This window comes from Micromonospora sp. DT229 (assembly GCF_049844505.1).
Lineage (GTDB): Bacteria > Actinomycetota > Actinomycetes > Mycobacteriales > Micromonosporaceae > Micromonospora.
Genome location: NZ_JBNCLD010000011.1, coordinates 95,784 through 120,291, shown reverse-complemented (window position 1 = coordinate 120,291; position 24,508 = coordinate 95,784). Strand labels below are relative to the sequence as shown.

24 protein-coding genes are annotated in these 24,508 nt (G+C 72.3%); 23 read left to right on the top strand and 1 reads right to left on the bottom strand.

The window, feature by feature from the left end; genetic code table 11:
* The first annotated feature begins 95 nt into the window (after positions 1-95).
* The 20 genes from ACLQ2T_RS18885 to ACLQ2T_RS18790 all read left to right on the top strand — a co-directional run bounded on the left by ACLQ2T_RS18885 (position 96) and on the right by ACLQ2T_RS18790 (position 20,724).
* A complete protein-coding gene (locus ACLQ2T_RS18885; RefSeq protein ID WP_425767666.1) occupies positions 96-1,616 on the top strand; it encodes a UDP-N-acetylmuramoyl-L-alanyl-D-glutamate--2,6-diaminopimelate ligase in 1,521 nt (506 codons plus the stop codon).
* Entirely contained in the window at positions 1,613-3,019 is a 1,407-nt protein-coding gene (locus ACLQ2T_RS18880; RefSeq protein ID WP_425767665.1) for a UDP-N-acetylmuramoyl-tripeptide--D-alanyl-D-alanine ligase, read from the top strand. Before ACLQ2T_RS18885 ends, ACLQ2T_RS18880 begins: the two co-directional genes overlap by 4 nt.
* Complete coding sequence (gene mraY, locus ACLQ2T_RS18875; protein ID WP_425767664.1) at positions 3,016-4,149, top strand: phospho-N-acetylmuramoyl-pentapeptide-transferase; 1,134 nt, start codon at positions 3,016-3,018, stop codon at positions 4,147-4,149. Before ACLQ2T_RS18880 ends, mraY begins: the two co-directional genes overlap by 4 nt.
* A gap of 488 nt (positions 4,150-4,637) precedes the next feature.
* Positions 4,638-6,065: an FtsW/RodA/SpoVE family cell cycle protein gene (locus ACLQ2T_RS18870; RefSeq protein WP_425767663.1), complete on the top strand. Its 1,428-nt coding sequence runs from the start codon at positions 4,638-4,640 to the stop codon at positions 6,063-6,065.
* Positions 6,065-7,171 carry an undecaprenyldiphospho-muramoylpentapeptide beta-N-acetylglucosaminyltransferase gene (murG, locus tag ACLQ2T_RS18865; RefSeq protein WP_425767662.1) on the top strand — a complete coding sequence of 369 codons (1,107 nt, stop codon included), beginning with the start codon at positions 6,065-6,067 and terminating at the stop codon, positions 7,169-7,171. Before ACLQ2T_RS18870 ends, murG begins: the two co-directional genes overlap by 1 nt.
* A gap of 61 nt (positions 7,172-7,232) precedes the next feature.
* Positions 7,233-8,765, top strand: coding sequence for a UDP-N-acetylmuramate--L-alanine ligase (gene murC, locus ACLQ2T_RS18860; protein WP_425767661.1), 1,533 nt, complete (start codon positions 7,233-7,235; stop codon positions 8,763-8,765).
* 32 nt (positions 8,766-8,797) lie between these two features.
* Positions 8,798-9,577, top strand: coding sequence for a cell division protein FtsQ/DivIB (locus ACLQ2T_RS18855; RefSeq protein ID WP_425767660.1), 780 nt, complete (start codon positions 8,798-8,800; stop codon positions 9,575-9,577).
* A gap of 241 nt (positions 9,578-9,818) precedes the next feature.
* On the top strand, positions 9,819-10,934 hold the full coding sequence (ftsZ, locus tag ACLQ2T_RS18850) for a cell division protein FtsZ (RefSeq protein WP_425767659.1): 1,116 nt from the start codon (positions 9,819-9,821) through the stop codon (positions 10,932-10,934).
* Positions 10,935-10,943: 9 nt separating this feature from the next.
* A complete protein-coding gene (locus tag ACLQ2T_RS18845) occupies positions 10,944-11,690 on the top strand; it encodes a YggS family pyridoxal phosphate-dependent enzyme (RefSeq protein WP_425767658.1) in 747 nt (248 codons plus the stop codon).
* Positions 11,691-11,885: 195 nt separating this feature from the next.
* The gene (locus ACLQ2T_RS18840; protein ID WP_425767657.1) at positions 11,886-12,578 is read left to right on the top strand and encodes a cell division protein SepF; all 693 of its coding nucleotides are present in this window, start codon (positions 11,886-11,888) and stop codon (positions 12,576-12,578) included.
* A 29-nt stretch (positions 12,579-12,607) separates the two neighbouring features.
* Entirely contained in the window at positions 12,608-12,913 is a 306-nt protein-coding gene (locus tag ACLQ2T_RS18835) for a YggT family protein (RefSeq protein ID WP_013735078.1), read from the top strand.
* A gap of 44 nt (positions 12,914-12,957) precedes the next feature.
* Complete coding sequence (locus ACLQ2T_RS18830; RefSeq protein ID WP_327024854.1) at positions 12,958-13,761, top strand: DivIVA domain-containing protein; 804 nt, start codon at positions 12,958-12,960, stop codon at positions 13,759-13,761.
* Positions 13,762-13,829: 68 nt separating this feature from the next.
* Positions 13,830-14,483 carry a hypothetical protein gene (locus tag ACLQ2T_RS18825; RefSeq protein ID WP_425767656.1) on the top strand — a complete coding sequence of 218 codons (654 nt, stop codon included), beginning with the start codon at positions 13,830-13,832 and terminating at the stop codon, positions 14,481-14,483.
* A gap of 9 nt (positions 14,484-14,492) precedes the next feature.
* Positions 14,493-14,792 (top strand): DUF167 domain-containing protein, encoded by a 300-nt coding sequence (locus ACLQ2T_RS18820; RefSeq protein ID WP_425767655.1) that lies wholly within the window; start codon positions 14,493-14,495, stop codon positions 14,790-14,792.
* A 305-nt stretch (positions 14,793-15,097) separates the two neighbouring features.
* Positions 15,098-15,517 carry a TraR/DksA family transcriptional regulator gene (locus ACLQ2T_RS18815; protein ID WP_425767654.1) on the top strand — a complete coding sequence of 140 codons (420 nt, stop codon included), beginning with the start codon at positions 15,098-15,100 and terminating at the stop codon, positions 15,515-15,517.
* Positions 15,518-15,585: 68 nt separating this feature from the next.
* The gene (gene lspA, locus ACLQ2T_RS18810) at positions 15,586-16,221 is read left to right on the top strand and encodes a signal peptidase II (protein ID WP_425767653.1); all 636 of its coding nucleotides are present in this window, start codon (positions 15,586-15,588) and stop codon (positions 16,219-16,221) included.
* Positions 16,218-17,162, top strand: a complete 945-nt coding sequence (locus ACLQ2T_RS18805; RefSeq protein ID WP_425767652.1) for an RluA family pseudouridine synthase — start codon at positions 16,218-16,220, stop codon at positions 17,160-17,162. The genes lspA and ACLQ2T_RS18805 overlap by 4 nt, the downstream gene beginning before the upstream one ends.
* A 42-nt stretch (positions 17,163-17,204) precedes the next feature.
* Entirely contained in the window at positions 17,205-18,242 is a 1,038-nt protein-coding gene (locus ACLQ2T_RS18800) for a hypothetical protein (RefSeq protein ID WP_425767651.1), read from the top strand.
* 96 nt (positions 18,243-18,338) lie between these two features.
* Positions 18,339-19,790 carry a MinD/ParA family ATP-binding protein gene (locus tag ACLQ2T_RS18795; RefSeq protein WP_425767650.1) on the top strand — a complete coding sequence of 484 codons (1,452 nt, stop codon included), beginning with the start codon at positions 18,339-18,341 and terminating at the stop codon, positions 19,788-19,790.
* Between the two features lie 49 nt (positions 19,791-19,839).
* Positions 19,840-20,724: a DUF2567 domain-containing protein gene (locus tag ACLQ2T_RS18790; protein WP_425767649.1), complete on the top strand. Its 885-nt coding sequence runs from the start codon at positions 19,840-19,842 to the stop codon at positions 20,722-20,724.
* Here the strand turns inward: ACLQ2T_RS18790 and ACLQ2T_RS18785 are convergent.
* Positions 20,636-21,337 carry an LON peptidase substrate-binding domain-containing protein gene (locus tag ACLQ2T_RS18785; RefSeq protein ID WP_425767648.1) on the bottom strand — a complete coding sequence of 234 codons (702 nt, stop codon included), beginning with the start codon at positions 21,335-21,337 and terminating at the stop codon, positions 20,636-20,638. The two genes, ACLQ2T_RS18790 and ACLQ2T_RS18785, sit on opposite strands and share 89 nt — an antisense overlap.
* A 107-nt stretch (positions 21,338-21,444) precedes the next feature.
* Here ACLQ2T_RS18785 and hisD point away from each other — a divergent pair, with 107 nt between their 5' ends.
* Genes hisD through hisB form a run of 3 tightly spaced genes read left to right on the top strand, consistent with a single transcriptional unit; the run spans position 21,445 to position 24,484 of the window.
* Positions 21,445-22,764: a histidinol dehydrogenase gene (gene hisD / locus ACLQ2T_RS18780; protein WP_425767647.1), complete on the top strand. Its 1,320-nt coding sequence runs from the start codon at positions 21,445-21,447 to the stop codon at positions 22,762-22,764.
* The gene (locus ACLQ2T_RS18775) at positions 22,761-23,873 is read left to right on the top strand and encodes a histidinol-phosphate transaminase (protein ID WP_425767646.1); all 1,113 of its coding nucleotides are present in this window, start codon (positions 22,761-22,763) and stop codon (positions 23,871-23,873) included. Before hisD ends, ACLQ2T_RS18775 begins: the two co-directional genes overlap by 4 nt.
* Complete coding sequence (gene hisB, locus ACLQ2T_RS18770; RefSeq protein ID WP_425767710.1) at positions 23,873-24,484, top strand: imidazoleglycerol-phosphate dehydratase HisB; 612 nt, start codon at positions 23,873-23,875, stop codon at positions 24,482-24,484. The genes ACLQ2T_RS18775 and hisB overlap by 1 nt, the downstream gene beginning before the upstream one ends.
* Positions 24,485-24,508 lie beyond the last annotated feature (24 nt).

The window sequence follows — 24,508 nt, the reverse complement described above, 5'->3', positions numbered from 1 at the left end:
GCGAGTCGCCGTCCCACCTGCGGTTCGACTCCCTGTGGCGGAGATTCAGGCGCGCCGTGCGGCCACGAGCGGGCGACCGGGTAGGGTCTGACGCCGTGCGCGGCAATCCTCGTCCCCGTACCGTGACCGGAATCCGGCTCGGTGACCTAGCCGCCCGGCTCGCCGTGGCGCCCCCTATCACCGTCGATCCGGTGGTGACCGGGGTGACCCACGCCAGCCGTGAGGTTCATCCCGGCGATCTGTACGCGGCCCTGCCCGGTGCCCGCCGCCACGGCGCGGAGTTCGTCGCCGACGCGGCGGCGGCCGGGGCCCTGGCGGTGCTCACCGACCCGGCCGGTGCCGAACTGGCCGCCGAGCACGGGTTGCCCATCCTGGTGGTGCCCGACCCCCGCGCGGTGCTCGGCACCCTGGCCTCGGCCGTCTACGGCAACCCGACCGAGAAGTTGACCGTGATCGGGGTGACCGGCACCGCCGGCAAGACCTCCACGGCCTACCTGGTCGAGTCGGGACTGCGGGCCGCCGGCCACACCACCGGCCTGATCGGCACCGTGGAGACCCGTCTCGGCGACCTGGTGCTGGACAGCGTACGGACCACCCCGGAGGCCACCGACCTGCACGCGATGCTCGCCGCCGCGCTCGAACGCGGCGTCACCGCGGTGGTCATGGAGGTGTCCAGCCACGCCCTGGTGATGGGACGGGTCGGCGGGGTGCGCTTCGACGTGGGTGGCTGGACCAACTTCGGCTCCGACCACCTCGACTTCCACGCCGACGCCGACGACTACTTCGCGGCCAAGGCCCGGCTGTTCGACGGCCGCTGCCGGGTCGAGGTGCTCAACCATGACGATCCGGCGCTGAAGGGCCTGTTCCGGCCCGCGACGGTCAGCTTCTCCGCGGCCGGTGACCGGTCGGCCACCTGGTGGGCGGAGCACATCGACGGCGAGGGGTACGCCCAGCGGTTCACCCTGCACGGCCCGGACGGTCTGGTGCTCGACGCCGGAGTGGCGCTGCCCGGTCGGCACAACGTGGCGAACGCCCTGCTGGCCGTCGCCGTACTGGTGGCCGCCGGGGTGCAGCCGGCCGTCGCGGCGGCCGGGGTGGCCGCCTGCGGCGGGGTACCGGGGCGGCTGGAGTCGGTCGGGGTGGCCGGCGGGGTACGCGGGGTCGTGGACTACGCCCACAAGACCGATGCCGTGGTGGCCGTGCTGGCCGCCCTGCGGGAGATGAGCAGCGGCCGACTGATCTGCGTGATCGGCGCGGGCGGTGACCGGGATCGGGGCAAACGACCGACGATGGGTGCCGCCGCCGCCCAGGGAGCCGACGTGGTGCTGGTGACCGACGACAATCCCCGCACCGAGGACCCCGCGGCGATCCGCGCCGAGGTGCTCGCCGGGGCGACCGGGGCCGGGACACCGGCCCGGGTCGTCGAGGTGGCCGGGCGGCGGGCGGCGATCGACGAGGCGGTCCGGCTGGCCGAGCCCGGCGATGTGGTCGCGGTGCTCGGCAAGGGCCACGAACGTGGTCAGGAGATCGCCGGTGAGGTGTACCCGTTCGATGACGTGACCGAACTGGCCGACGCGCTGCGGGGCCGGTTCGGCAGCCTGGGAGGCCAGCGATGATCGCCTTGAGCCTGGCCGAGATCGCCTCGGTCGTCAACGGGCGGCTGGTCGCCGCCGACCCGGCCGTGCAGGTCACCGGCAGCGTGGAGTTCGACTCCCGCAAGGTCACCGCCGGGGGCCTCTTCGTCGCCTTCGACGGGGAGAAGGTGGACGGGCACGACTACGCCGCCGCAGCGGTGCAGGCCGGCGCGGCGGCCGTGCTGGGCACCCGCGAGGTGCCCGGGGTGCCGATGGTCGTCGTCGCCGATCCGCTGGCCGCGATGGCCCGACTGGCGCGTGCCGTGGTGGACCGGCTGCCCGAGCTGACCATCATCGGGTTGACCGGATCCTCCGGCAAAACCACCACCAAGGACCTGATCGCCCAGTTGACCGCGCGGCTGGGGGAGACCGTGGCGCCGCCCGGGTCGTTCAACAACGAGCTGGGTCACCCGTACACCGCCCTGCAGGCCGGGCCCTCGACGCGCTACCTGGTGCTGGAGAAGGGGGCCCGGGGCATCGGGCACGTGCGGTACCTGTGCGAGGTGGCACCGCCGCGCATCTCCGTGGTGCTCAACGTCGGGGTCTCGCACATCGGCGAGTTCGGCTCGCAGGAGAACATCGCCCTGGCCAAGGGCGAGCTGGTCGAGGCGCTGTCGGCCGAGGGGCTGGCGGTGCTCAACGCCGACGATCCGCTTGTCGACGCGATGGCCGAGCGTACGGCCGCCCGGGTGGTCCGCTACGGCGAGGCGGCGCACGCCGAGGTGCGGGCGGTGGACGTGACGTTGGACGAGCGGGGGCGGGCCGCGTACACCCTGGTGACCCCGGAGGGGAGCGCGTCCGTGCGGCTCGGTCTGACCGGGCGGCACCAGGTGTGGAACACTCTCGCCGCCGCGGCGGTGGCGCGGGAGCTGGGTATGCCGTTGGCGGAGATCGCGGTCGGCCTGGGCAAGCTGGGCCTGGTCTCCACCCGCCGGATGGACGTCTTCGAACGCCCCGACGGGGTGACCGTGATCGACGACTCGTACAACGCCAACCCGGCCTCTACGGCGGTGGCGTTGCGTGCGCTGGCCGGCGTGGGCGCGGGCCGGCGAACTTTCGCGGTCCTCGGCTACATGGCCGAACTGGGCGAGTACGAGGAGCAGGGGCATACCGAGGTGGGTCGGCTAGCGGCCGAGTTGGGTGTCGACCGGCTGCTCGTGGTCGGCGATACGGCGGCGCCGATCCACCACGGGGCGACATCGGTAGGTGACTGGGGAGGAGAATCGGTGCTGCTCACCGATCAGGCGGCGGCCGTCGAGGTGCTGCGCAGCGAGCTACGGCCGGGGGACGTGGTCCTGGTGAAGGGGTCCCGGTACCGGACCTGGGAGGTGGCCGACGCGCTGCGTGCCGAGGCTGATCCGGCCACCGGGGGTGGCGCCGCGTGAGGGCCGTCATCGTGGCTATCGGGGTGGCCTTCCTGGTCTCGCTGTTCTGCACCCCGATCGCCATCAAGGTGTTCACCCGGCTCAAGGCGGGTCAGCCCATCCGGGCCGAGGGCCCGCAGATGCACCAGGGCAAGAAGGGCACCCCGACCATGGGCGGCGTGGTGTTCATCCTCGCCACCGTGATCGCGTACGTGGCCGGTCACCTGGCGCTGACCACCCTGCCGGACGCGCAGATCGCCCAGGTGGAGCCGACCATCACCGCGCTGGTGCTGCTCGGGTTGATGGTCTTCGCCGGTGCGGTCGGCTTCATCGACGACTTCCTCAAGGTGCGCAAGCGGCACAGCGGTGGCCTGAGCGCCCGGGGCAAGCTGCTCGGGCAGATCCTGGTCGGTGCGGTGTTCGGGGTGGTCGCCCTCTGGTTCCCGTCCACCATGACGGACGCCGACGGCGCCCAGACCAACACCGAGACCGTCGGCAGTACGACGTTGAGCTTCATCCGGGACATCCCGGCGCTGGACGTCACCAAGATCGGCGCGGTGATCATCTTCATCTTCGTGGTGATGGCGGCGACCAACGGGGTCAACCTCACCGACGGGCTCGACGGCCTGGCCACCGGGGCCTCGGTGATGGTGCTCGGGGCGTACGCCGTGATCGCCTTCTGGCAGTACCGGCACTGGTGTGCCGACCCGGCGTACACCGCCAACCCGAACAACTACTGCTACGCGGTGCGGGACCCGTTGGAGATCGCGTTGATCGCCGGGGCGGCGGCCGGGGCCTGCGTCGGCTTCCTGTGGTGGAACACCTCACCGGCCCGGATCTTCATGGGGGACACCGGGGCCCTGGGCCTGGGTGGCCTGATCGCCGGCATGGCGATGTCCACCCGGACGATCCTGCTCCTGCCGATCATCGGCGGCCTGTTCGTGATCATCACGATGTCGGTGGTCATCCAGATCATCTCCTTCAAGACCACCGGCAAGCGCGTCTTCCGCATGTCCCCCCTCCAGCACCACTTCGAACTGGCCGGCTGGAGCGAGGTCAACATCGTGGTCCGCTTCTGGATCATCGCCGGCATCGGCGTGGCCATCGCCCTGGGCCTCTTCTACAGCGACTTCCTGGCCAACATGGGCTAACCCCCCTTTTCCGCGGTGTTGATCAAGAGGTTTGCGTCGGAATCCGGCCGTCCGGTGACGCAAACCTCTTGATCAACCACGGCGGGCAGGGGGTGCGACACGCCGAGTGGGGGATACCGGGGGCGTGAGGTGGTGGCAGCGGCGATGATGGCGCTGTGGGGGAGGCCTGGGAAGACAGTGGCGGGGAGTCGGTGGGTCGGCGGCGGGGTCGTGCTGCGGGCGGGGAGAGGGCCGCGGCCAGGGGTGGTGCGGCGGCCAGGGGCGGTGCCGCGGCTAAGGGTGGTGCGGCGGTCACGGGGGGTGGTGTGGCCACAGGCGGGGACGGTGCGGCGGGGGCACGGGACGGTGCTGCGGCCCGGGTCGGGGATGGGCGGGGTGAGGACGCGGGGCGGGGTGCAGGGTCCGCTGCGGGGGGTGGCGGCCGGGCCGGTGGGGCGGGTTCGTCCGGGGCGGTCGCGGAGGGTGGTCCATGGCGTGGCCTGGACCCGATGGGCGGATTCGCCGCCCTGGCCGCCCTGCGTGGCCTGCTGTCCAGGCCCCTGGCTTCGTACCATCTGCTGCTGGCCAGTTCGGGGCTGCTGCTGCTGATCGGCCTCACCATGGTCTTCTCGGCCACCAGCGTGCGCGACTACGCCGCCGGCGGCAACGCCTCGGCCTCGCTGGTCAAGCAGGCGATCTTCGCGGTCATCGGCATCGTTGCCTTCTGGGTCTGCCAGCGCCTGCCGGCGCGGACCTACCGGGCCCTGGGTCGGCCGGTGCTGGCCGTCGCGGTGGGACTGCTGTTGCTGCTGAACGCGCTGGTGGCGTACGGGCGGTTGACCCGCGCCCCGGCGAGGATCGGGCCGCTGGAGGCCGAGCTGCTCGGGCTGTACGTCGGTGGTCTCGGGTTGCAGCCCTCCGAGTTGGCGAAGTTCGCGCTGGTGTTGTGGGGGGCGTACGTGCTGGCCCGCAAGGGTGCCGCGCTGGGCTGGTGGCGGGAACTGGCCACCCCGCTGTTCCCGGTGGTGGGCCTGATGTTCGTGCTGGTCGGCTACAACGACCTGGGCAGCATGCTCTGCCTGGTGGCGCTGGTCGTCGGCCTGCTCTGGGCGGCCGGGGTACGGCTGCGGGTCTTCGCCACCCTCAGCGCGATCGGCCTGACCGGCATCGGCCTGCTGGTGGCGGTGGCCTCCCTCGGCGCCGGTTCCGGGGTCCGGGGTGAGGAGAACTACCGACTGCAACGACTGACCATGTTCGTCAGTCCTCCGCCGCTGGAGCAGTGCCGGGAGGAACTCTGCTACCAGATGGTGCAGGCCCGGTACGCCATCGCCAACGGGGGCTGGTTCGGCACCGGGCTGGGACAGGGACGCAGCAAGTGGGACTGGCTGCCGGCGGCCGAGAACGACTTCATCTTCGCGGTGATCGCCGAGGAACTCGGGGTGGTCGGCTGCGCGGTGGTGGTCACCCTGTTCGCCGTGTTGGCCTACACCGGCCTGCGCATCGCCCGGCGGGTCGACGATCCCTTCCGGCGGCTGGCGGCGGCCGGCGTCACCGCCTGGCTGATCGGGCAGGCCTTCATCAACATCGGCGGGGTGATCGGTCTGCTGCCGCTGACCGGGGTACCCCTGCCGTTCATCTCGGTCGGCGGCAGCGCCCTGGTCGTCACCCTCGCGGCGGTCGGCATGTTGGCCTCCTTCGCCCGGGCGGAACCCGATGCGGCCCGGGCCCTGCATGCCCGTCCGCCCGCCCGATGGGTCCGACTAGTGTGGGCTCCGTTGCCGCCGATTCCCGGCCGGCGTCGCCGTGCGGCGTCGCCGCCGGCTGCCCGCAGGTCCGTGCCCCGGGCCCGCGATCGGCGTGAGGACGACCAGGCCGCATCGCGTGGCGCCCGGGACAGCCGGGGCCGCGGCGGGTCGGCGAACGAGAGGAGACGTTGATGGGTCCGCTGCGTTCGGTGGTACTCGCAGGCGGTGGCACCGGGGGACACATCTACCCGCTGCTCGCCTTCGCCGACTGCCTGCGCCGTCACGACCCCGGCGTCCGGATCACCTGTCTCGGCACACCGAAGGGCCTGGAGAACCAGCTGATCCCGCCCGCCGGCTACGACCTGCGCAACATCCCGGCGTACCAGCTCCCCCGGTCGATCAACATGAACCTGGTCCGTACCCCGGGCCGGATGTGGACCGCGGCCCGCGCCGCGGGCAAGGTCATCGACGAGGTACGCGCCGAGGTGGTCGTCGGCTTCGGCGGGTACGTCTCGGTGCCGGCGTACCTGGCCGCCTGGCGGCGGGAGCTGCCGATCGTCATCCACGAGGTCAACGTGCCGCCGGGGGTGGCCAACCGGCTGGGCATGAAGTTCACCAAGAACGTGGCGGTGGGTTTCCCCCACCAACCCGCGCAGGCCGAGGCGTTGCGGGAGGCCCGGGTGGTCGGGGTACCCCTGCGGCGCAACATCGCCGGGTTGGACCGGGTGGCCATGCGCGGCGCGGCCCGCGCCCACTTCGGGCTGCGTCCGGACCTGCCGGTGCTCTTCGTCGCGGGCGGTTCGCAGGGGGCCCGGTCGATCAACCTGGCGGTGGCCGGGGCGGCCAAGGAGTTGGCCCGCAACGGCATCCAGGTGCTGCACGTGATGGGGGCCCGCAACGAGCCGGTGCCGATCCCCACCGACCTGCCGGTGCCGTACGTGACCCTGCCGTACCTGTCCGACATGGATGCCGGGTACGCCGCCGCCGACCTGATGCTGGGCCGGGGCGGTGCGATGACCTGCGCGGAGGTTGCGGCCATCGGCCTGCCGACCATCTACGTGCCGTACCCGCACAGCAACCAGGAGCAGAAGCGCAACGCCCTGCCGGTGGTCGAGGCCGGGGGTGGGCTGCTGGTCGACGACGGCGAGCTGACCCCGGACTGGCTGGAACGTACCGTCATCCCGCTGATCCGGGACCCGCAGCGGCTGCACGCGATGGGCGCCGCCGCCGCGGCCTACGGCCGACGCGACGGCGACGAGGCTCTGCTCAACTTCGTCCACGAGGCGGTTTCCCGGTGAGCGCGAGGAGTGAGCCGGGTCTGCGAGCCCCGCAGTCGCGAACGAAAGAAGGTACGGCCCGATGAAGACGTTCAGCCCGGCCGGTACGGTGACCGCCGAGGATCTGGGCCACATCCACCTGATCGGGGTGGGCGGGGTCGGCATGAGCGGCCTGGCCCGGCTGTTCCTCACCCGGGGCCTGCCGGTCTCCGGTAGCGAGTTGCGTGAGTGGCCGTCGCTGGCCGGCCTGCGGGCCCTCGGCGGGACCATCCACATGACCCACGAGCCGACCAACCTCGACGGTGTCGACACCGTGGTCTACTCCTCGGCGATCCCGGCCGACCACCTGGAGATGGTCGAGGCGCGTCAGCGTGGCCTGCGGATCCTGCACCGTTCCGAGGCCCTGGCCGCCGCGATGACCGGCCGACGTACGGTGGCGGTCGCCGGCACCCACGGCAAGACCAGCACCACCTCCATGGTCACCATGGTGTTCCAGCAGGCCGGCGCGGATCCCTCCTTCGTGATCGGTGGCGAGATCTCCGAGGTGGGCTCGGGTGCCCATCACGGCACCGGCGAGTACTTCGTGGTCGAGGCCGACGAGAGCGACCGGTCCTTCCTGATCTACCGCCCGTTCGTCTCGATCGTCACCAACATCGAGGCGGACCACCTGAACACCTACGGTGACCTGGCCAATCTGGAGGCCACCTTCGCCGAGTTCGCCCGGCTCACCGACCCGGACGGCTTCATCATCACCTGCGCCGACGACCCGGGTGGGCAGCGGCTGGCGGCCACCCTGCGGGCGGAGGGACGCCGGGTGTACACCTACGGCGAGTCCGCCGAGGCCGATCTGCGGCTCACCGAGATGGCCTCCTCGGCTCAGGGGGTGCGCTACCTGGCCCACATCGACGGGCGTCCGCTGGGGGAGTTCCGGATGCCGATGCCCGGCCGGCACATGGCCCTCAACAGCGCCTCGGCGGTGCTGGCCGCGTACCTGTTGGAGTTGCCGCTGACGGCCGCGGAGGCCGCGCTGGCGTCGTTCCCCGGGGTACGGCGGCGGTTCGAACGCAAGGGCGTCGCCGACGGTGTCCTGGTCTACGACGAGTACGCCTACCACCCGACCTCGATGACCCTGGCGCTGCGGACCCTGCGCGAGGTGGCCGGCGAGGGCCGGTTGCTGGTGGTCTTCCAGCCCTACCGGCTCTACCGGACCCGGGACCTGCAATCGGAGATCGCCGAGGCCCTCGCGATCGCGGACGAGTTGGTGCTGCTGGAGGTCTTCGGTCCGGGTGAGCAGCGCGACCCGGGGGAGGGATCGGCGGCCCTGATCGAGGCGGTGGGGTTGCCGGCGGAGCGGAAGGTCTTCGTCGACTCCTGGGAGGCCGCCCCGACGGAGGTGGCCCGTCGGGCCCGTCCCGGCGACGTGGTGGTGACCATGGGCGCCCCGCCGATCTCGCTGATGGGTGACGAGCTGCTGGCCGTCCTGAGTGCGCGTACCACCGATCCGCAGCAGGGCGCCGGCACGGTGGCCGGTGGCCTGGCCGGGGGCTCGGCGAGCATCGGCGGTACGGTTCCCGACACCGCCGCGCGAAACGGCGCGGCCCCCGGGGTGGAATGAGTCCCGGACCGGCCCGCCGCCGCGGTGGCGGGGTGGACGGTGGCGGGGGGTGGCGCCCGGTCCGCCAGTGGCAGCTGGTCCGTGCCGGTCGGGACGCGGTGCCCGCCTCCACCCGCCGGTTCATGGCGCGGGCCCGGCGCCGTCGGATGCGGGCCGCACTGCCGTGGGCGGTGGCCGGCGGGGTGCTGGCCGTGGCCGGCCTGGTGGCCTGGGTGCTGCTGGGCACCGGTCTGTTCGGCGTACGCGAGGTGCGGGTGGAGGGCGCCGAGTTGGTGACCGCCGTGCAGGTGCGCAATGCCGCCGGGGTGCTCGACGGGGCTCCCCTGGCCCGGGTGGACCTGACCGAGCTGGCCGACCGGATCGGCGCCCTGCCGCCGGTGGAGCGGGTGTCGGTGCACCGGGACTGGCCGGACGCGCTGGTCGTACGACTCACCGAGCGCACCCCGGTGGCGGTGGTGCCGAGTGGGGAACAGTTCGTGGTGGTCGACGCCGCCGGGGTGGCCTTCCGTACGCTGCCGCAGCGTCCGGCGGGTCTTCCGCTGATCCGGATGGCCGACCCGGGTTCGCAGAATCCGGCGACCCATGCCGCGCTGGAGGTGCTCGATGCCCTCACCCCGCAGTTGCGGGCGGATCTGGTGGAGATCACGGTCGAGGGCCTGGCCCGGATCAGCGTCCGGCTGCGGGGTGACTTGACCGTTTTCTGGGGAGATTCCACCCGGGGGACGGACAAGGCCCGGGTGGCCACCGCCCTGCTGGATCAGGACGCCACCCGGATCGACGTCAGCGCCCCGGAGGTGGTCACCTTCCGGTGAGCGACCGGTCAGGCTGTGAACCCTCCCGCTTGACCGGCGACACGCCGAAAGGGTCCTTGGTTCCTCGCTCCGCTGCGCCTACGTTGCCGGAAAGAGGATCAGTGGTTGACATAACTGTAACCCTCTAGTAGAGGGTGAGGGTTTACCCCCTCGGCCTCGCTGGTGACAGCCGGGTCGACCATGGGTCTGGCCGCGCCGTAACCGGTCGGGGAGTAGCCAATCTCGAAGGGAAGGACCGGAGATGACACCTCCGCACAACTACCTGGCGGTCATCAAGGTCGTCGGCATCGGGGGCGGCGGCGTGAACGCCGTCAACCGGATGATCGAGGTTGGGCTCAAAGGCGTCGAGTTCATCGCGATCAACACAGACGCCCAGGCGCTGCTGATGAGCGACGCCGACGTCAAGCTGGACGTCGGTCGTGAACTGACCCGGGGGCTGGGCGCCGGTGCCAACCCGGACGTCGGCAAGAACGCCGCCGAGGACCACCGCGACGAGATCGAGGAGGTCCTGAAGGGCGCCGACATGGTCTTCGTGACCTGCGGCGAGGGTGGCGGCACCGGCACCGGCGGCGCACCCGTGGTGGCCAACATCGCCCGGAAGCTGGGTGCCCTGACCATCGGTGTGGTGACCCGCCCGTTCTCCTTCGAGGGCAAGCGTCGTCAGGTGCAGGCCGAGGCCGGCATCGACGAGCTGCGCAACCAGTGCGACACGTTGATCGTCATCCCGAACGACCGGCTGCTGGCCCTCGGGGACCGCAACATCAGCATGATGGACGCCTTCCGTACCGCCGACCAGGTGCTCCTCTCCGGTGTTCAGGGCATCACCGACCTGATCACCACCCCGGGTCTGATCAACCTGGACTTCGCCGACGTCAAGAGCGTGATGAGCGGCGCGGGCAGCGCGTTGATGGGCATCGGCAGCGCCCGGGGCGAGAACCGCGCGGTCGAGGCGGCCGAGGCGGCCATCTCCAGCCCGCTGCTGGAGCAGAGCATGGACGGCGCCCGCGGGGTGCTGCTGTCCATCGCCGGTGGCTCCGACCTGGGTCTGTTCGAGATCAACGACGCGGCGCAGCTGGTCACGGACGCGGCTCACCCGGACGCCAACATCATCTTCGGTGCGGTGATCGACGACGCGCTCGGCGACGAGGTGCGGGTGACCGTGATCGCGGCGGGCTTCGACGGCGGCACGCCGTCCTACAAGGCGGCCGAGCCGACCCGCAAGACCAATCAGAACCAGCCCGCCCAGCCGAGTACCCCGGTCGTACCGTCGCCGGCCCCCCCGGTGGCACCCCAGTCGCCGCGCCGGGTGCTCTTCGACGACGTGGACGTGCCCGACTTTCTCAAGAACGGTTCCTGAGTACCGGCCATGACGGACAGCCCCGCTCTGGTGCGCCCCGACCGACGTGCCGAACTGGCCGCCGGGCTGGCGCGGGTCCGGTCCCGGATCGCCGACGCCTGCGCGGCGGCGGGTCGGGATCGGACCGAGGTGACCATGATCGCGGTCACCAAGACCTACCCCGCGTCCGACGTGGTCGCCCTGGCCGGGCTCGGGGTGACCGATGTCGGTGAGAACCGCGACCAGGAGGCGGCCCCGAAGGCCGCTCAGGTCGCGGCCGCCGGGGTCACCCCCTGCTGGCACTTCATCGGGCGCCTCCAGCGCAACAAGGTGAAGTCCGTGGTCCAGTACGCCGACGTGGTCCAGTCCGTCGACAGCGTCCGGTTGGCCGCCGCCCTGGACACCGCCGCGACCGGCCGACGGGACCGGCCGCTGGAGGTGCTGGTGCAGGTGAGCATCGACGGTGACTCGTCCCGCGGCGGGGCGGTGGCCGACTCGGCCGATCCGGACATCGGCCTGGGGTCGGTGGCCGCCGCGGTGGCCACCTCGGCGGGACTGCGGTTGGCCGGGCTGATGGCGGTGGCGCCCCTGGGATGGGAGCCGGAGCGGGCCTTCGCGCGGCTGGCCACCATCGCCGAAGGGCTGCGCGCGGAGCATCCGCAGGCCGTCGTCCTGTCGGCCGGGATGAGCGGGGATCTGGAGGCGGCGATCGGCCACGGCGCGACACATGTCCGCGTCGGCAGCGCGTTGCTCGGAATGCGTCCCACGCTGCGGTAGCCTGGCCGCGAGAGAAGCAAATTACATCAGTGTTGTTTGTGGGAGCGGCCTTACCGGCGACCGGGGGGCGTGACGTGCAACGCGAATTGTGCGTCAGGGGATTGCCGTTCCGGTCCGGTGGGCAGGAATGGTCCACTCGCGACAGGCGACACGTACGGGGGCGTGTGCCGCACGGCGGACGGGAAGGGCGCGGGGATGGGTGCACTGCGCAAGGCGGGGGTCTGGCTCGGACTTGTCGAAGAGGACGACGAGCGGGCCTATGACGACGGTGGGTACGACAAGGGCGGGTACCGCGAGTCGCGCTACCGGCAGAGCCGGTACGCCGAGGAGTTCGCCGACGAGGCGGACGACGAGGTGGACGAGCCTCCGGCGCCTCGTCCCCGGCTCGGGGACCGGGGGCGGCTCGGCGAGCGCTCCGGTGGCCGGCTGGGCGAGTCCGAGCGACTGGACTCCGATCGCCCCGAGCGGGTGGAGCGGTCCAGCGTACGCTCGATCACCCGGTCCTCGGGGGAGCAGTCCGGCGCGTTGACGTACCACACTCGGGACAACCTGGCCCTGGCGCCGCAGGCGCAGCCCCGCGAGCGTGCGGTGGTCCAGGAGGAGGAGCAGCGCTACCAGATCACCACCCTGCATCCGACCACCTACCGGGAGGCCCGCACCATCGGCGAGCACTTCCGCGACGGGGTGCCTGTGATCATCAACCTCACCGAGATGGATGAGGCCGATGCCCGCCGACTGGTGGACTTCGCTGCCGGGCTAGCGTTCGGACTGCGCGGTACGATCGAGCGCGTGACCAACCGGGTGTTCCTGCTCTCGCCGGCCAATGTCCAGGTCACCGCGGAGGACAAGGCCAAGATCGCCGAGGGCGGGTTCTTCAGCCTGAGTTGACCCGCCCGACCCGAGGGACGTCGCCTACCGTGTTGTCGATCTTGCTACAGGTCCTCTACCTGATCACCTATCTGTTCCTGATCATCCTGCTGGCCCGGTTCGTGCTGAGTGCGGTCCTTCAGTACGGTCGGCGCTGGCAGCCTGGTCGCGGTGCATCAGCCGGACTGGAATCCGTGTGGAGCGTCACTGATCCCCCGCTCTGGGCGTTGAGGCGTGTGATCCCTCCGCTGCGAATTGGTACCGTGAGCATCGACCTGGCCTCCCTTGTGCTCCTGGTTATCCTGTTCGTGCTGATGAGGTTTGTGTTAGAGCCGGCGATCTTCAGGACCGCCTGATGACCGACGCGCTATCGCGGCCGCAACTGACCCGAGGAGTTTCGATGCCGCTGACCCCGGCCGACGTCCACAACGTCGCCTTCAAAAAGCCGCCGATCGGTAAACGGGGCTACGACGAGGAGGAGGTCGACGCCTTCCTGGATGAGGTCGAGCGCGAACTCGCCCGTCTGATCGAGGAGAACAACGAACTGCGCGCCCAGGTGGAGCGCGGTGGGCGGGGCGGTGCACCCGCCGGCCCCGGTGGCGACGCCCGCCTGGCGGCCGAGCTCAACGACGTCAAGGCCCAGCTCGACCGGGTGCAGCGCGACAAGGCCGCCGCCGAGCAGGCCGCCCGCGCGATGCAGGCCGAGCTGGAGCAGGTACGCGCCGCCGCCGGTGGCGCGGTGCCGGGCGGTGACGGCGAGCAGCAGGCGCTGCGGGTGCTGATGATGGCCCAGCGGACCGCCGACGACCACGTCTCCGACGCCCGTCGTGAGGCCGACCAACTGCTGTCCGAGGCCCGTTCCAAGGCCGAGGAGGTCACCCGCGAGGCCCGCGCCAAGGCCGACGCGCTGGAGCGGGACGCCCGCCAGCGTCACCAGGAGGCCATGGGCGGCCTGGACGCCAAGCGCACCGCGCTCCAGAAGCACATCGAGGAGCTCAAGCAGTTCGAGCGCGAGTACCGTACCCGTCTCAAGGCCTACCTGGAGAGCCAGCTGCGCGACCTCGACGGTCGTGGTCAGGGCCTGGAGGCGGAGATGACCCGTGGCGGAGAGGGCACCCGCGCGGCGGGCAACGGCCTGGCCGCCGCAGGTCTCGCCGGCTCCTACGGCGGGGGTCGCTCCGGGGCACTCGAGGCCGGTCGCTGAACCGGGCGGCGGCCGTCGTGACGGCCGCCCGCCCTGCCTCATCTTCTACGACGCGGCGGGGGTGAGCCGTGATAGTCATCAGTCTCGCGCTCATCCTCGTCGCGGTGGCGCTACTCGTGTTCGGGCTGGCCAGCGGGTCCAGTGCCCTGTTGGTCGTCTCCATCGGCGCCAGCCTGCTGGCTGCGGTGGCACTGGTCGCGGGGGCCCGCCAGGCTGCCGCCGGCCGGTCCGCGACCCAGCGGGAGGATGCCGGGGTCCGTTCGGCCACCATCCCGGCGCAGCATGTCCCATCAACCTCGGATACCGGCGTGCCCGGGTGGCGGCAACCACCCGGCTCGCCGGTGACGACCACGATGGGCACCGCCGAGGCGACCGCGCCGATGGCCGCTGACGTGACCGCGCCGACCACCGCCGCGGCGGGGACGCCGATGGCCACCGCGGACGCGGGGGTGTCCGTGGCGACCGCCGGAGCGGGGGAGCCGTACGACGACGAGCCCGGTGCGCAGGAGGTCACCCCCGAGCAGGCTGCCCGGGTGTCCCGACTGCCGGACGAGGTCCGGGTGGTCGACGGCCGACCCCGCTACCACCTCGACGAGTGCACGCACCTGGTCGGGCGGGACCACGAGCCCCTGGCGGTGGCCGAGGCGGTCTCGTTGGGTTTCACCCCGTGCGCCGACTGCACGCCGGACACCATCCTGTTGTCGCAGTCCGAACGGCGCTGATCCGATCCGATGACCGCCGAGGCGCTGACCGTCGCCGTCCGGGTGAAGCCGGGGGCCTCCCGGGCCCGGGTCGGTGGCCGGTACGACGGCCCCCACGGGCCCGCTCTGGTGATCGCGGTCAACGCTCCCGCAGTCGACGGCCGCGCCACCGAGGCCGCCCGACGTGCCCTCGCCGAGGCCCTCGGTGTCCGCCCGGCCGCGGTCTCACTACGCGCCGGCGCGGCGAGCCGCGACAAACTCTTCGTGGTCGACCCCGCCCCCACCGACCTCCCCACCCACCTCCACCGCCTCCTCGACAACCCGAGTTGAGCAAGAAGTCCGCGTCGCGGAATCGCCGGATGAAGACGCAGACTTCTTGCTCAACTTTGCGGGGAGCGGGGGTTGGGGGTGGGGGTCTGCTAGCGTTCGCTGTGCTTCGTTCCCGTACGGATCGGGGTGGAACGGGCAATTCGGTGCGGCACGTTGTCGGACGACCTTACGTTCCGTATCCTTGCGAATCTCCGGAGTGCGCGGCCAGTGGGCCGCGCGCCCGTTTTGTACCTGGGGTGGCCGATGCCGGCGGCCTCAGTCCAGGGGCTGCGGACCTCCGCGGTTCCGTGGCATAGGGAGTGATGATGGCCAAACCAGCCGACACCAGGACCGCCGGTCGAAAGCCCGCGATGACGTCCACCCGCAGTGCCGCGGAGACCGAGAAGATCCGCGCCGCCCTGGCAGCACGGTACGACGAGCTGCGCGCCGAGTACGATCAGACGCTGAGCGAGATCACCGAGCTGCAGCGCGAGCGCCTCACCGACTCGGCCGGGGACGACCAGGCCGACACCGGCACGAAGACGTTCGAGCGGGAGCAGGAGATCTCTCTCGCCAACAGCATCTTGGAACGGATCACGCAGGTCGAGCGGGCTCTGGAGCGCCTCGACGAAGGTGGTTACGGCTGGTGCGAGCGATGCGGCAACCCCATCCCGGTGGAGCGGCTCGCCGCCTTCCCGTCGGCCACCCTCTGTGTGACCTGCAAACAGCTGGCGGAGCGACGCTGACGGCGGGCTCCCCGGCGCTGGTGCACGGCGGTGCCACGGCACCGCCGTGATACGTCGATGGGGAGCAGATGAGCGCAGTACCGTCCGCAGGACCCGGCACCGCCGAGCCGGGTACCGCCACGAGATCGCGGCGTAGACCCGTCACGATCCTGCTCGGCCTGGCGGCCTTCGCGCTCGCGGTCGACCTGCTCACCAAGCACCTGGCGCTTGCCGAGCTGAGCGACCGCGAGCCGGTGCGGCTGCTGGGTGGCGCCCTCTATCTCTCCCTGACCCGCAACAGCGGGGCCGCGTGGAGCATCGGCAAGGACTACACCTGGGTCTTCCCGCTGATCGCGATCGGGGTGCTGGCCTGGATCGCCTGGATGGGGCGGACCCTGCGGTCGGTGCCCTGGGCCATCTCGCTCGGCCTGGTGGTCGGCGGCGTCACCGGTAACCTGATCGACCGGATCTTCCGGGCCCCGGGCTGGTTCGTCGGCCACGTGGTCGACATGATCAGCGTGTTCGACCCGTACGGCCGGGTTTTTCCGATCTTCAACATCGCCGACAGCGCCCTGGTCTGTGGCGTGATCCTGGCCGTCTGGCTGGAGTTCACCGGCCGCCAGCGCGACGGCACCCGGCTGGTCGGCGACGACCGCAAGGGCATGGAACGCGCGCCGGAACCGACGGCGCAGATTACGGACGACGAGCGGCGGGAGCCGGCATGACGACGACCTTCTCCGCCGGTGGCGACCACCGCAGCCTGCCCGTCCCGGACGGCCTGGACGGTATGCGACTGGACCAGGCGGTGGCCCGACTGTTCGGGCTGTCCCGCACGACCGCCGCCGCCCTCGTCGACGCCGGGGAGGCGTTGGTCGACGGCGCGGTACGCCCCAACTCGCACAAGGTCCGGGCCGGCGCCTGGCTCGAGGTGACCCTGCCCGCGCCGGTCGCGCCCCCGGTGGTGGTGCCGCAGGCGGTACCGGGACTGCGGGTGGTCTACGCCGACGACGACATCGTGGTGGTCGACAAGCCGGTCGGGGTGGCCGCCCACCCGAGCCCCGGCTGGCGGGGCCCGACCGTGATCGGCGCGCTGGCCGCGATCGGTCACACCATCGCCACCAGCGGCGCCGCCGAGCGCCAGGGGGTGGTGCACCGGCTCGACGTCGGCACCACCGGGGTCATGGTGGTGGCCAAGAGCGAGCAGGCGTACAGCTTCCTCAAGCGGGCCTTCAAGAACCGCGAGGTGGAGAAGCGCTACCACGCCGTGGTGCAGGGGCACCTCGACCCGCTGCGCGGCACCATCGACGCCCCGATCGACCGCCATCCGCATCACGACTACCGCTGGGCGGTGGTCTCCGACGGCAAGCCGAGCATCACCCACTACGACACCATCGAGGCGTTCCCGTCGGCCAGCCTGGTCGACGTGCAGCTGGAAACCGGCCGTACCCATCAGATCCGGGTGCACTTCTCCACCCTGCGGCACCCCTGTGTGGGTGACCTGACGTACGGCGCGGATCCCACTCTCGCCGCCCGGCTCCGACTGGATCGGCAGTGGTTGCACGCCAGAGAGTTGAGTTTCGAGCACCCCCGTACGGGGGACGAGGTCCGCTTCGTCAGCGACTACCCTGACGATCTGGGGCGCGCGCTGGAGATTCTCCGCGACTGACACGCCCCGCCCGTCCCGACCGATCCGACGAGGGGACCGCCCGTGCGCGCCGGCGATCTGCTGCGGCAGCTGGACCAGCGGCTGCTGCCCCGCCTCGCCGCCATGTTGAGACGGCTGGACCAGGGGCCGGCCCGCAACTCGCTGCTCAGCTGGGTGGCGGTGCTGTCCTGCGGCGCCGTGCTGTTCACCGCGGTGTTCGCCACCGGGGGCCCGCCGGTGTCCGACCGTACGGTCGGCGAGGTGACCCGGGTGGGCATCGCCGACGGCGACTCGATCCCGAGCTACGAGCGCACGGCCGCGGCGGACCTGGCCGGCCTGGCGCGCAGGACGCCGCTGGCCGACGGCACCTACGCCCTGGTCTCCCTCTCGGAGTACGTCACCCCGCAGTCGCTGGCGACCGTGGTCGGAGATGTCGGGGTCTCCGTGGTGTTCGGCCGGGTGCCGCTGCCGGACCGGCAGACCGAGATCGTGCGCATTCCCGCCCAGCGGCTGCCCGAGGACGTCACGGCCGGGATGGCGGACCTGGCCGAACGCAAGGAACGGGAGGCTGCCGACTACCGGTCGCGGGCTGCCGCCCTGGGTGGCGGCGGGCCGCAGGAACGGGAACTGCGTCAGCTCTACGTCAGCGGGGCGCGCCTGGCGGAGCGGGAGGCGGCCGCCTACCGGGAGAGCTGCGCCTGCGTCTACGCCGTCGTGGTCCGGGCCAAGCCGTCCGTGCTGCGGGGGGTGGCGACCCGCCCAGGGGTACGGGTGGTCGATCCCGCGCCGGAGGTCCGGCGACTGGAACGGACGGTGTTCACCCCACCCCTGCCCGAGCAGCGCGACGTGGCCCGACCGCCGGTCGATCGGGACCTGCTGTCCAGCCCCACGCCCAACCCGAAGTACCCGCTGCCGTCCTGGGCGCCGGTGCCCGAGGAGGCGCCGGTGACGCCGGAAGTGACGGATTCGTCACCATCGCCGACGCCATCCCGGACCCCCCCGGTGTACGCGCCTCCCTCGGCCACTCCCACCTCGACGGATTCCTTCCGGGAGGGTGAGGCGGACCTACAGGTGGTGGACGGTCCGGAGCCGACACCGTGACAGTTGAGGCCATATCGGTGGGTGTCCCGGTGTGGCCTCAGAACGGTTTCGTTCGTAGCCTGTCAGACGGAGACCGAGGCGCTGGGGAGGCGAGCCGTGGACGGCAGCGAGACCGGTTGGGGACGGCCCGCCGAGCCGGCACCGCGGTGGCGGGCCCTGCTCGACCGAGCCCGCCTCGGCGGTCGCGGCGCTGAGCAGGCAACCAACGAGCGACAGGCCGACGAGCCGCCGCCGACCGAGCCGCTGCCGCGTCGGGCGTCGGGCTCCGGCTACTCGGGGCGCGCCTCGGCCACCGGACCGCCGCCAGATCGGACGTACGGCGCCGACCCGGGTTACCGCCCGGAGGCCGGCTACCGGTTCGACGCCCCCGGACCGGCACCCGGGTACCGCGGCCACCCCGGATATCCGCCGGAGCCGGTGACCCATCCGCCGGAACCGGCGTACCCCCATCCGCCGGAGCCACGTCGACCAGAGCCGGTGGACTCCCGCTACGCCCTGCTGGACAACGGGTACCGGCACGCCGCCCCGCCGATGGACTCCCGCTACGCCCTGCTGGACAACGGCGGCTACCAACCGCCCGGCCCGCCCCAGGGGCCGCCGGCCGGGCTCGGCGTACCCCCCGCACCCCCGGCCGGGCTCCCCGCCCCACCCGCCCCGCCCGGGCCTCCTGCGGCGGTCGCCTCGGCCGCGGTGGCCGGGCGTCCCGGGCGGATCGAGTGGCGGGCGCAGAGCATCGAGAGCGAGTTGGAGCGCGCCGCCGCGGTGCTGCGCAAGGACCTGGGCACCCCACGGGTGGTCGCCTTCGCCAATCCCAAGGGCGGGGTGCACAAGACCACCGCCACCGTGCTGGCGGCGGCGACCATCGGCAGCGTACGCGGCCGGGGGGTGCTGGCCTGGGACGACAACGAGTTACGCGGCACCCTCGGGTTACGCGCCGGCAGCGCCCGGCACGCCCGGACCATCCGGCACCTGGTGGCCGATCTCGTCCAGATCGAGATCCGGGAGGGCAACGAGCTGCTGGAGGCGCTGGACGACTACCTGCGGCACGCCTCCGACGGGTCCTACGACGTGCTGGCCGGCGAGGAGAGCCCCCGGTTCGCCCAGCGGCTGGACCAGTTCACCGTCAAGCGGGTGCTGGAGCTGCTGCGACGCACCCATGAGGTGATCTGCGTGGACACCGGCAACAACGTGGAGAGCCCGAACTGGCGTACGGTGATGCACGCCGCCGACCAGTTGGTGGTCACCACGGTGCCCCGGGAGGATGCCGCCTTCAGCGCGGACTGGATGCTCGACCTGCTGCACTCCGAGGGCATGGGCGAGCTGGCCGACAACGCGGTCACCCTGATCTCCTGTCCCACCCCGGGCCGACTGCCCTTGCAGAACGATCTGGAGAAGCACTTCGCCACCCGTACCCGGACGGTGGCCGTGGTGCCCTACGACCCGGCCCTGGAGACCGGCTCCTCGATCGAATATCACCAGCTCCAGGCCGAGACCCGGCAGGCGTGGATGCGGGCCGCCTCGGTGATGTTGGAGCCCTTCGCCCGCTGAGGCGACCACACCGTGTACAGCGCGTCGAGGAAGCTGCGAGGATCATCGGGTGAGTCCGGAGACACCCGCCGTCGAACCGCCCGCACCGGCATCGTCGGCTGACCCCCAGGCGCCCGCACCGGTCGCCCCTCAGGCACCGGCCGATCCGCCCCGCCGCAGCGTTCGGGTCGGGCTGGTGGCCGTGTTCGTGCTGGCCCTGCTCGGGGTGCCGTTGGGGCTGCTGTGGGCGGTGATCTCCCCGGCCACCCCGGTCGTCAAGACCGCCAACGGCGCCGTCTACGGCGAGCCCCAGCCGGAGCAGCCGGTCGCCGCCGACGGCTGGTTCAGCCTGCTCGGTCTGGCCTTCGGGGTGCTCGCCGGGCTGGCCCTGTGGATCGTGCTGCGCCGCCGCCGGGGCCCCTTCGGGCTGGTCGTGGTGGTGGCCGGGGCGTTGGCCGCCGCGATGGTCGCCTGGCAGGTCGGTCGCCGCATCGGGTTGGGCACCTACGAACGCCTGCTGGCGACCGCGCCGGAGGGCACCGCCTTCACCAAGCCGGCCGATCTGCGGGCCGGCGGAATCGAGATGGTCCTCGGGGTGCTGCCCCTGCCGTACGGCAACCTGCTGCTGCCGGCCTTCGGCGCCGCCGTGACGTACACCCTGCTGGCGGGCTGGTCCCAGTGGCCCTCGCTGCGCCCGGAGCCGGAGCTGACCCTGCCGCCCGGCTACCCGCCGGGTGGGCCGGGCCCCTGGCCGGCCGGGCCGGGCGCGGTCGGCGGCTACCCGCCACCGCCCGCCGGCGGGTTCGCGCCGGGACCGCCGCCGGGACCGGGTGGGTTCGCGCCCGGGGTGCCTGCGGCGGGTGGGGTCAGTTCGGGGCCGGCGGGGGCTTGGCCAACTCCGCCAGCGACACCGGAACCGCCCGCACCTGGCGCAGCAGAGCCGCCTCGCGGTTGAGCAGGGTCAGCTCGGCGCGCAGCCGGGCGGTCGTGTCGTCGATCGCGAGCAGTCGCTGCCGGTCCGCCACGGTCAGCGCGGCGGTCGCGGCCACCAGGTGGGAGAGCACGGTCGGGTCCTCCGGCAGCTGCTCGGTCAGCTGACCGGCCTCGGTGCGCATCAGGCCCAGGTACTCCCGGAAGACGGCGATCACCCGGGAGGCCAGCAGACTGGCCGCCTCGTCCGGGCCGGTCGGCTCGGGCAGCCAGCTCACCTCGGCGGTCAGGTAGGGCTCGGCGGCGTTGTCGAGCTGCTCGATCCGGAACCGGCGCCGCCCCACCGTGACGATGTCGAAACCACCGTCGGCCAACTCGGTGACCTGTCGTAGCTCCGCGCTGCAACCCACCTCGTGCAGGGTCAACTCCCCGCTGCCGGCGAGGACCCGGCCGGGGGCGGGTGCCACCTCCCAGCCGCTGCGGATGGCCACCACCCCGAACTCGCGCGGTGTGCCCTCGGGCTGGGCCATCAGGTGCCGGACCAGGGCCCGGTAGCGCTCCTCGAAGATGTGCAGTGGCAGCACCAGCCCGGGAAAGAGCACCGTGGCGAGCGGGAACACCGGCAGCCGTGCGGTCACGGAATCGAGGGTAGCCGCACCGGCGGGGTGACGAGTGTCCCGGCTCACCGTCCCGGCCTACGGGCGGCGCGGGTCGCCGCCCTGACGGGCCGCCTAGACTCGCAGGCGTGTTGAACCGCATCGACCTGCGCGGCGGCGTGCCCGACCCGCGTGACCTGCTGCCTCGTGCCCAGCTCGACGTCTCGGTGGCCGTCGAGCAGATCCGGCCCCTCGTGACGGCGGTCCGTGAGCATGGCTACTCGGCGGTCCGGGAGGCCAGCGAGCGGTTCGACGGGGTGTCCCCGGAGGTGCTGCGGGTGCCCGTCGAGGCCATCGCGGCGGCGGAGAGCACCCTGGATCCGCAGGTACGGGCCGCGCTGCTGGAGGCGATCGCCCGGGTCCGCAAGGTGCACGCCGACCAGCGCCGTACCGATCACACCACCACGGTGGTGCCGGGCGGCACGGTCACCGAACGCTGGGTTCCGGTCGACCGGGTCGGCTTGTACGTCCCCGGTGGCCTGGCCATGTACCCCTCGACCGTGGTGATGAACGTGGTACCCGCCCAGGCGGCCGGGGTCCGGTCCCTGGTGGTGGCCAGCCCGCCGCAGAAGGACAACGACGGGCTGCCCGATGCGCGGGTACTGGCCGCCTGCGCCCTGCTGGGGGTCGACGAGGTCTACGCCGTCGGCGGCGCCCAGGCGGTGGCCATGCTGGCGTACGGCTGCGCGGTCGACGCCGCCGGCAGCGCGCACTGCGCACCCGTCGACATGATCACCGGCCCGGGCAACATCTGGGTGACCGCGGCCAAGCGGCTGCTGCGGGGTGTGGTCGGCATCGACGCCGAGGCGGGCCCGACCGAGATCGCCATCCTGGCCGACGACAGCGCCGACCCGGTGCATGTCGCCGCCGACCTGATCAGCCAGGCCGAGCACGACCCCCTGGCGGCCAGCGTGCTGGTCACCCCCTCGGTGGCCCTGGCCGACGCGGTGGACCGGGAACTGGCCCGGCAGGTGCCGGCCACCAAGCACGCTGAGCGGGTCGGCACCGCGCTGCGCGGTCCGCAGAGCGGCATCGTGCTGGTCGACGACCTGGAGGCCGGGTTGCGGGTGGTCGACGCGTACGCGGCGGAGCACCTGGAGATCCAGACGGTCGACGCCCGGGAGTGGGCGATGCGGGTACGCAACGCCGGGGCGATCTTCGTGGGGGCGTACTCGCCGGTGTCCCTGGGTGACTACTGCGCCGGCTCCAACCACGTGCTGCCCACCGGCGGCTGTGCCCGGCACTCCTCGGGGCTGTCGGTGCAGTCCTTCCTGCGCGGCATCCACCTGGTGGAGTACACCGAGGCGGCGCTGCGGGAGGTTGCGCCGCACGTGGTCACCCTCGCCGGGGTCGAGGACCTGCCGGCGCACGGCCAGGCGGTCAGCCTCCGCTTCCCGGAGATGTCATGACCCGGCTGGAGGACCTGCCGATCCGGGACGACCTGCGCGGCCGGTCGCCGTACGGCGCCCCGCAGTTGGACGTGCCGGTGCGGCTGAACACCAACGAGAACTCCTACCCGGTGCCCGAGGAGGTGGCCGAGGCGATCACCAAGGCCGTCGCGGCCGAGGTGCGTGACCTCAACCGCTACCCGGATCGGGACGCGGTGGCGTTGCGGGCCGACCTGGCCGCCTACCTCGGTCACGGGCTCACCGCCGAGGGGGTGTGGGCGGCCAACGGCTCCAACGAGATCCAGCAGCAACTGCTCCAGGCCTTCGGTGGTCCGGGGCGTACCGCCCTGGGTTTCGTCCCGGCGTACTCGATGCACCCGCTGCTGGCGCTGGGCACCGGCACCCGGTGGGTGCCGGCCCGCCGGGGGGTCGATTTCGGTCTGACCGTCGAGGAGGCGGTGGCCCAGGTCCGTGAACACCGACCGGACGTGGTCTTCCTCTGCTCGCCGAACAACCCCACCGGCACGGCCCTCGACCCGGCGGTGATCTCGGCGGTGCTGGAGGTCGCGTCCGGGATGGTCGTGGTCGACGAGGCGTACGCGGAGTTCGCCCGCCCGGGCACGGTCAGCGCCCTGGCGGTGCTGCCCGGTCACCCCCGGCTGGTGGTCACCCGCACGATGAGCAAGGCCTTCGGGTTCGCCGGTGGCCGGTTGGGCTATCTGGCGGCCGACCCGGCCGTGGTGGAGGCGGTGCAGCTGGTCCGCCTGCCGTACCACCTCTCCGCGCTGACCCAGGCCGCGGCCCGGGCCGCCCTGGCGCACCGGGACGCCCTGCTCGGCACGGTCGCCGCGATCATGCAGCAGCGCGACCGGATCGTCACCGAGCTGCGTCGCCGTGGCCTGCGGGTGGCCGACAGTGACGCCAACTTCGTGTTGTACGCCGTCGACGGTGACCAGACCCTGGCCTGGCAGGCGATGCTCGATCATGGTGTGCTGGTCCGCGACGTCGGCCTGCCCGGCTGGCTGCGGGTGACCGCGGGCACCCCCGCCGAGACCGACGCCTTCCTGGCAGCCATCGACCAGATTCAGCGGGCGGGCCTGTCAGCCCCGCCGCGACCGAAAGGCACATGATGAGCCGGACCGCCCGGGTGGAGCGGATCACCAAGGAGACCAAGGTCCTGGTCGAGATCGACCTGGACGGCACCGGAGCGGCGGAGATCAGCACCGGGGTCGGCTTCTACGACCACATGCTGCACCAGATCGCCCGGCACGGCGGCTTCGACCTGACCGTCCAGACGGTGGGTGACCTGGAGATCGACGCTCACCACACGATGGAGGACACCGCGTTGGCGCTCGGCGCCGCGTTCGATCAGGCCCTGGGGGACAAGGCCGGCATCCGCCGGTACGGCTCGGCCACCGTCCCGATGGACGAGGTACTGGTCCGGGCCGCCGTCGACCTGTCCGGTCGGCCGTACGTGGTGCACGACGAGCCGCTGCTGACCCCGTACATCGGACCGGTCTACCCGACCAGCATGACCCGGCACATCTGGGAGTCCTTCGGCCAGGCGGCCCGGATCACCCTGCACGTGGACGTGCTGCGGGCGGCCCGTCCGGGCGGCCACCCGGACGCCCACCACGTGGTGGAGGCGCAGTTCAAGGCGGTGTCCCGGGCCCTGCGGGAGGCCACCGCGATCGATCCGCGCGCGGCCGGCGTGATCCCCAGCACGAAGGGTGCCCTGTGATGGCCGCCGGGCGGTACGGGCGGG

What these genes read in the sequence shown, in the direction of transcription:
- ACLQ2T_RS18880 (WP_425767665.1), top strand. Translation starts at nt 1,613, where the DNA reads ATGATCGCCTTGAGCCTGGCCGAGATCGCCTCGGTCGTCAACGGGCGG.
- ACLQ2T_RS18870 (WP_425767663.1), top strand. Translation starts at nt 4,638, where the DNA reads ATGGGCGGATTCGCCGCCCTGGCCGCCCTGCGTGGCCTGCTGTCCAGG.
- murG (WP_425767662.1), top strand. Translation starts at nt 6,065, where the DNA reads ATGGGTCCGCTGCGTTCGGTGGTACTCGCAGGCGGTGGCACCGGGGGA.
- murC (WP_425767661.1), top strand. Translation starts at nt 7,233, where the DNA reads ATGAAGACGTTCAGCCCGGCCGGTACGGTGACCGCCGAGGATCTGGGC.
- ftsZ (WP_425767659.1), top strand. Translation starts at nt 9,819, where the DNA reads ATGACACCTCCGCACAACTACCTGGCGGTCATCAAGGTCGTCGGCATC.
- ACLQ2T_RS18845 (WP_425767658.1), top strand. Translation starts at nt 10,944, where the DNA reads ATGACGGACAGCCCCGCTCTGGTGCGCCCCGACCGACGTGCCGAACTG.
- ACLQ2T_RS18840 (WP_425767657.1), top strand. Translation starts at nt 11,886, where the DNA reads ATGGGTGCACTGCGCAAGGCGGGGGTCTGGCTCGGACTTGTCGAAGAG.
- ACLQ2T_RS18830 (WP_327024854.1), top strand. Translation starts at nt 12,958, where the DNA reads ATGCCGCTGACCCCGGCCGACGTCCACAACGTCGCCTTCAAAAAGCCG.
- ACLQ2T_RS18820 (WP_425767655.1), top strand. Translation starts at nt 14,493, where the DNA reads ATGACCGCCGAGGCGCTGACCGTCGCCGTCCGGGTGAAGCCGGGGGCC.
- ACLQ2T_RS18815 (WP_425767654.1), top strand. Translation starts at nt 15,098, where the DNA reads ATGGCCAAACCAGCCGACACCAGGACCGCCGGTCGAAAGCCCGCGATG.
- lspA (WP_425767653.1), top strand. Translation starts at nt 15,586, where the DNA reads ATGAGCGCAGTACCGTCCGCAGGACCCGGCACCGCCGAGCCGGGTACC.
- ACLQ2T_RS18805 (WP_425767652.1), top strand. Translation starts at nt 16,218, where the DNA reads ATGACGACGACCTTCTCCGCCGGTGGCGACCACCGCAGCCTGCCCGTC.
- ACLQ2T_RS18775 (WP_425767646.1), top strand. Translation starts at nt 22,761, where the DNA reads ATGACCCGGCTGGAGGACCTGCCGATCCGGGACGACCTGCGCGGCCGG.
- hisB (WP_425767710.1), top strand. Translation starts at nt 23,873, where the DNA reads ATGAGCCGGACCGCCCGGGTGGAGCGGATCACCAAGGAGACCAAGGTC.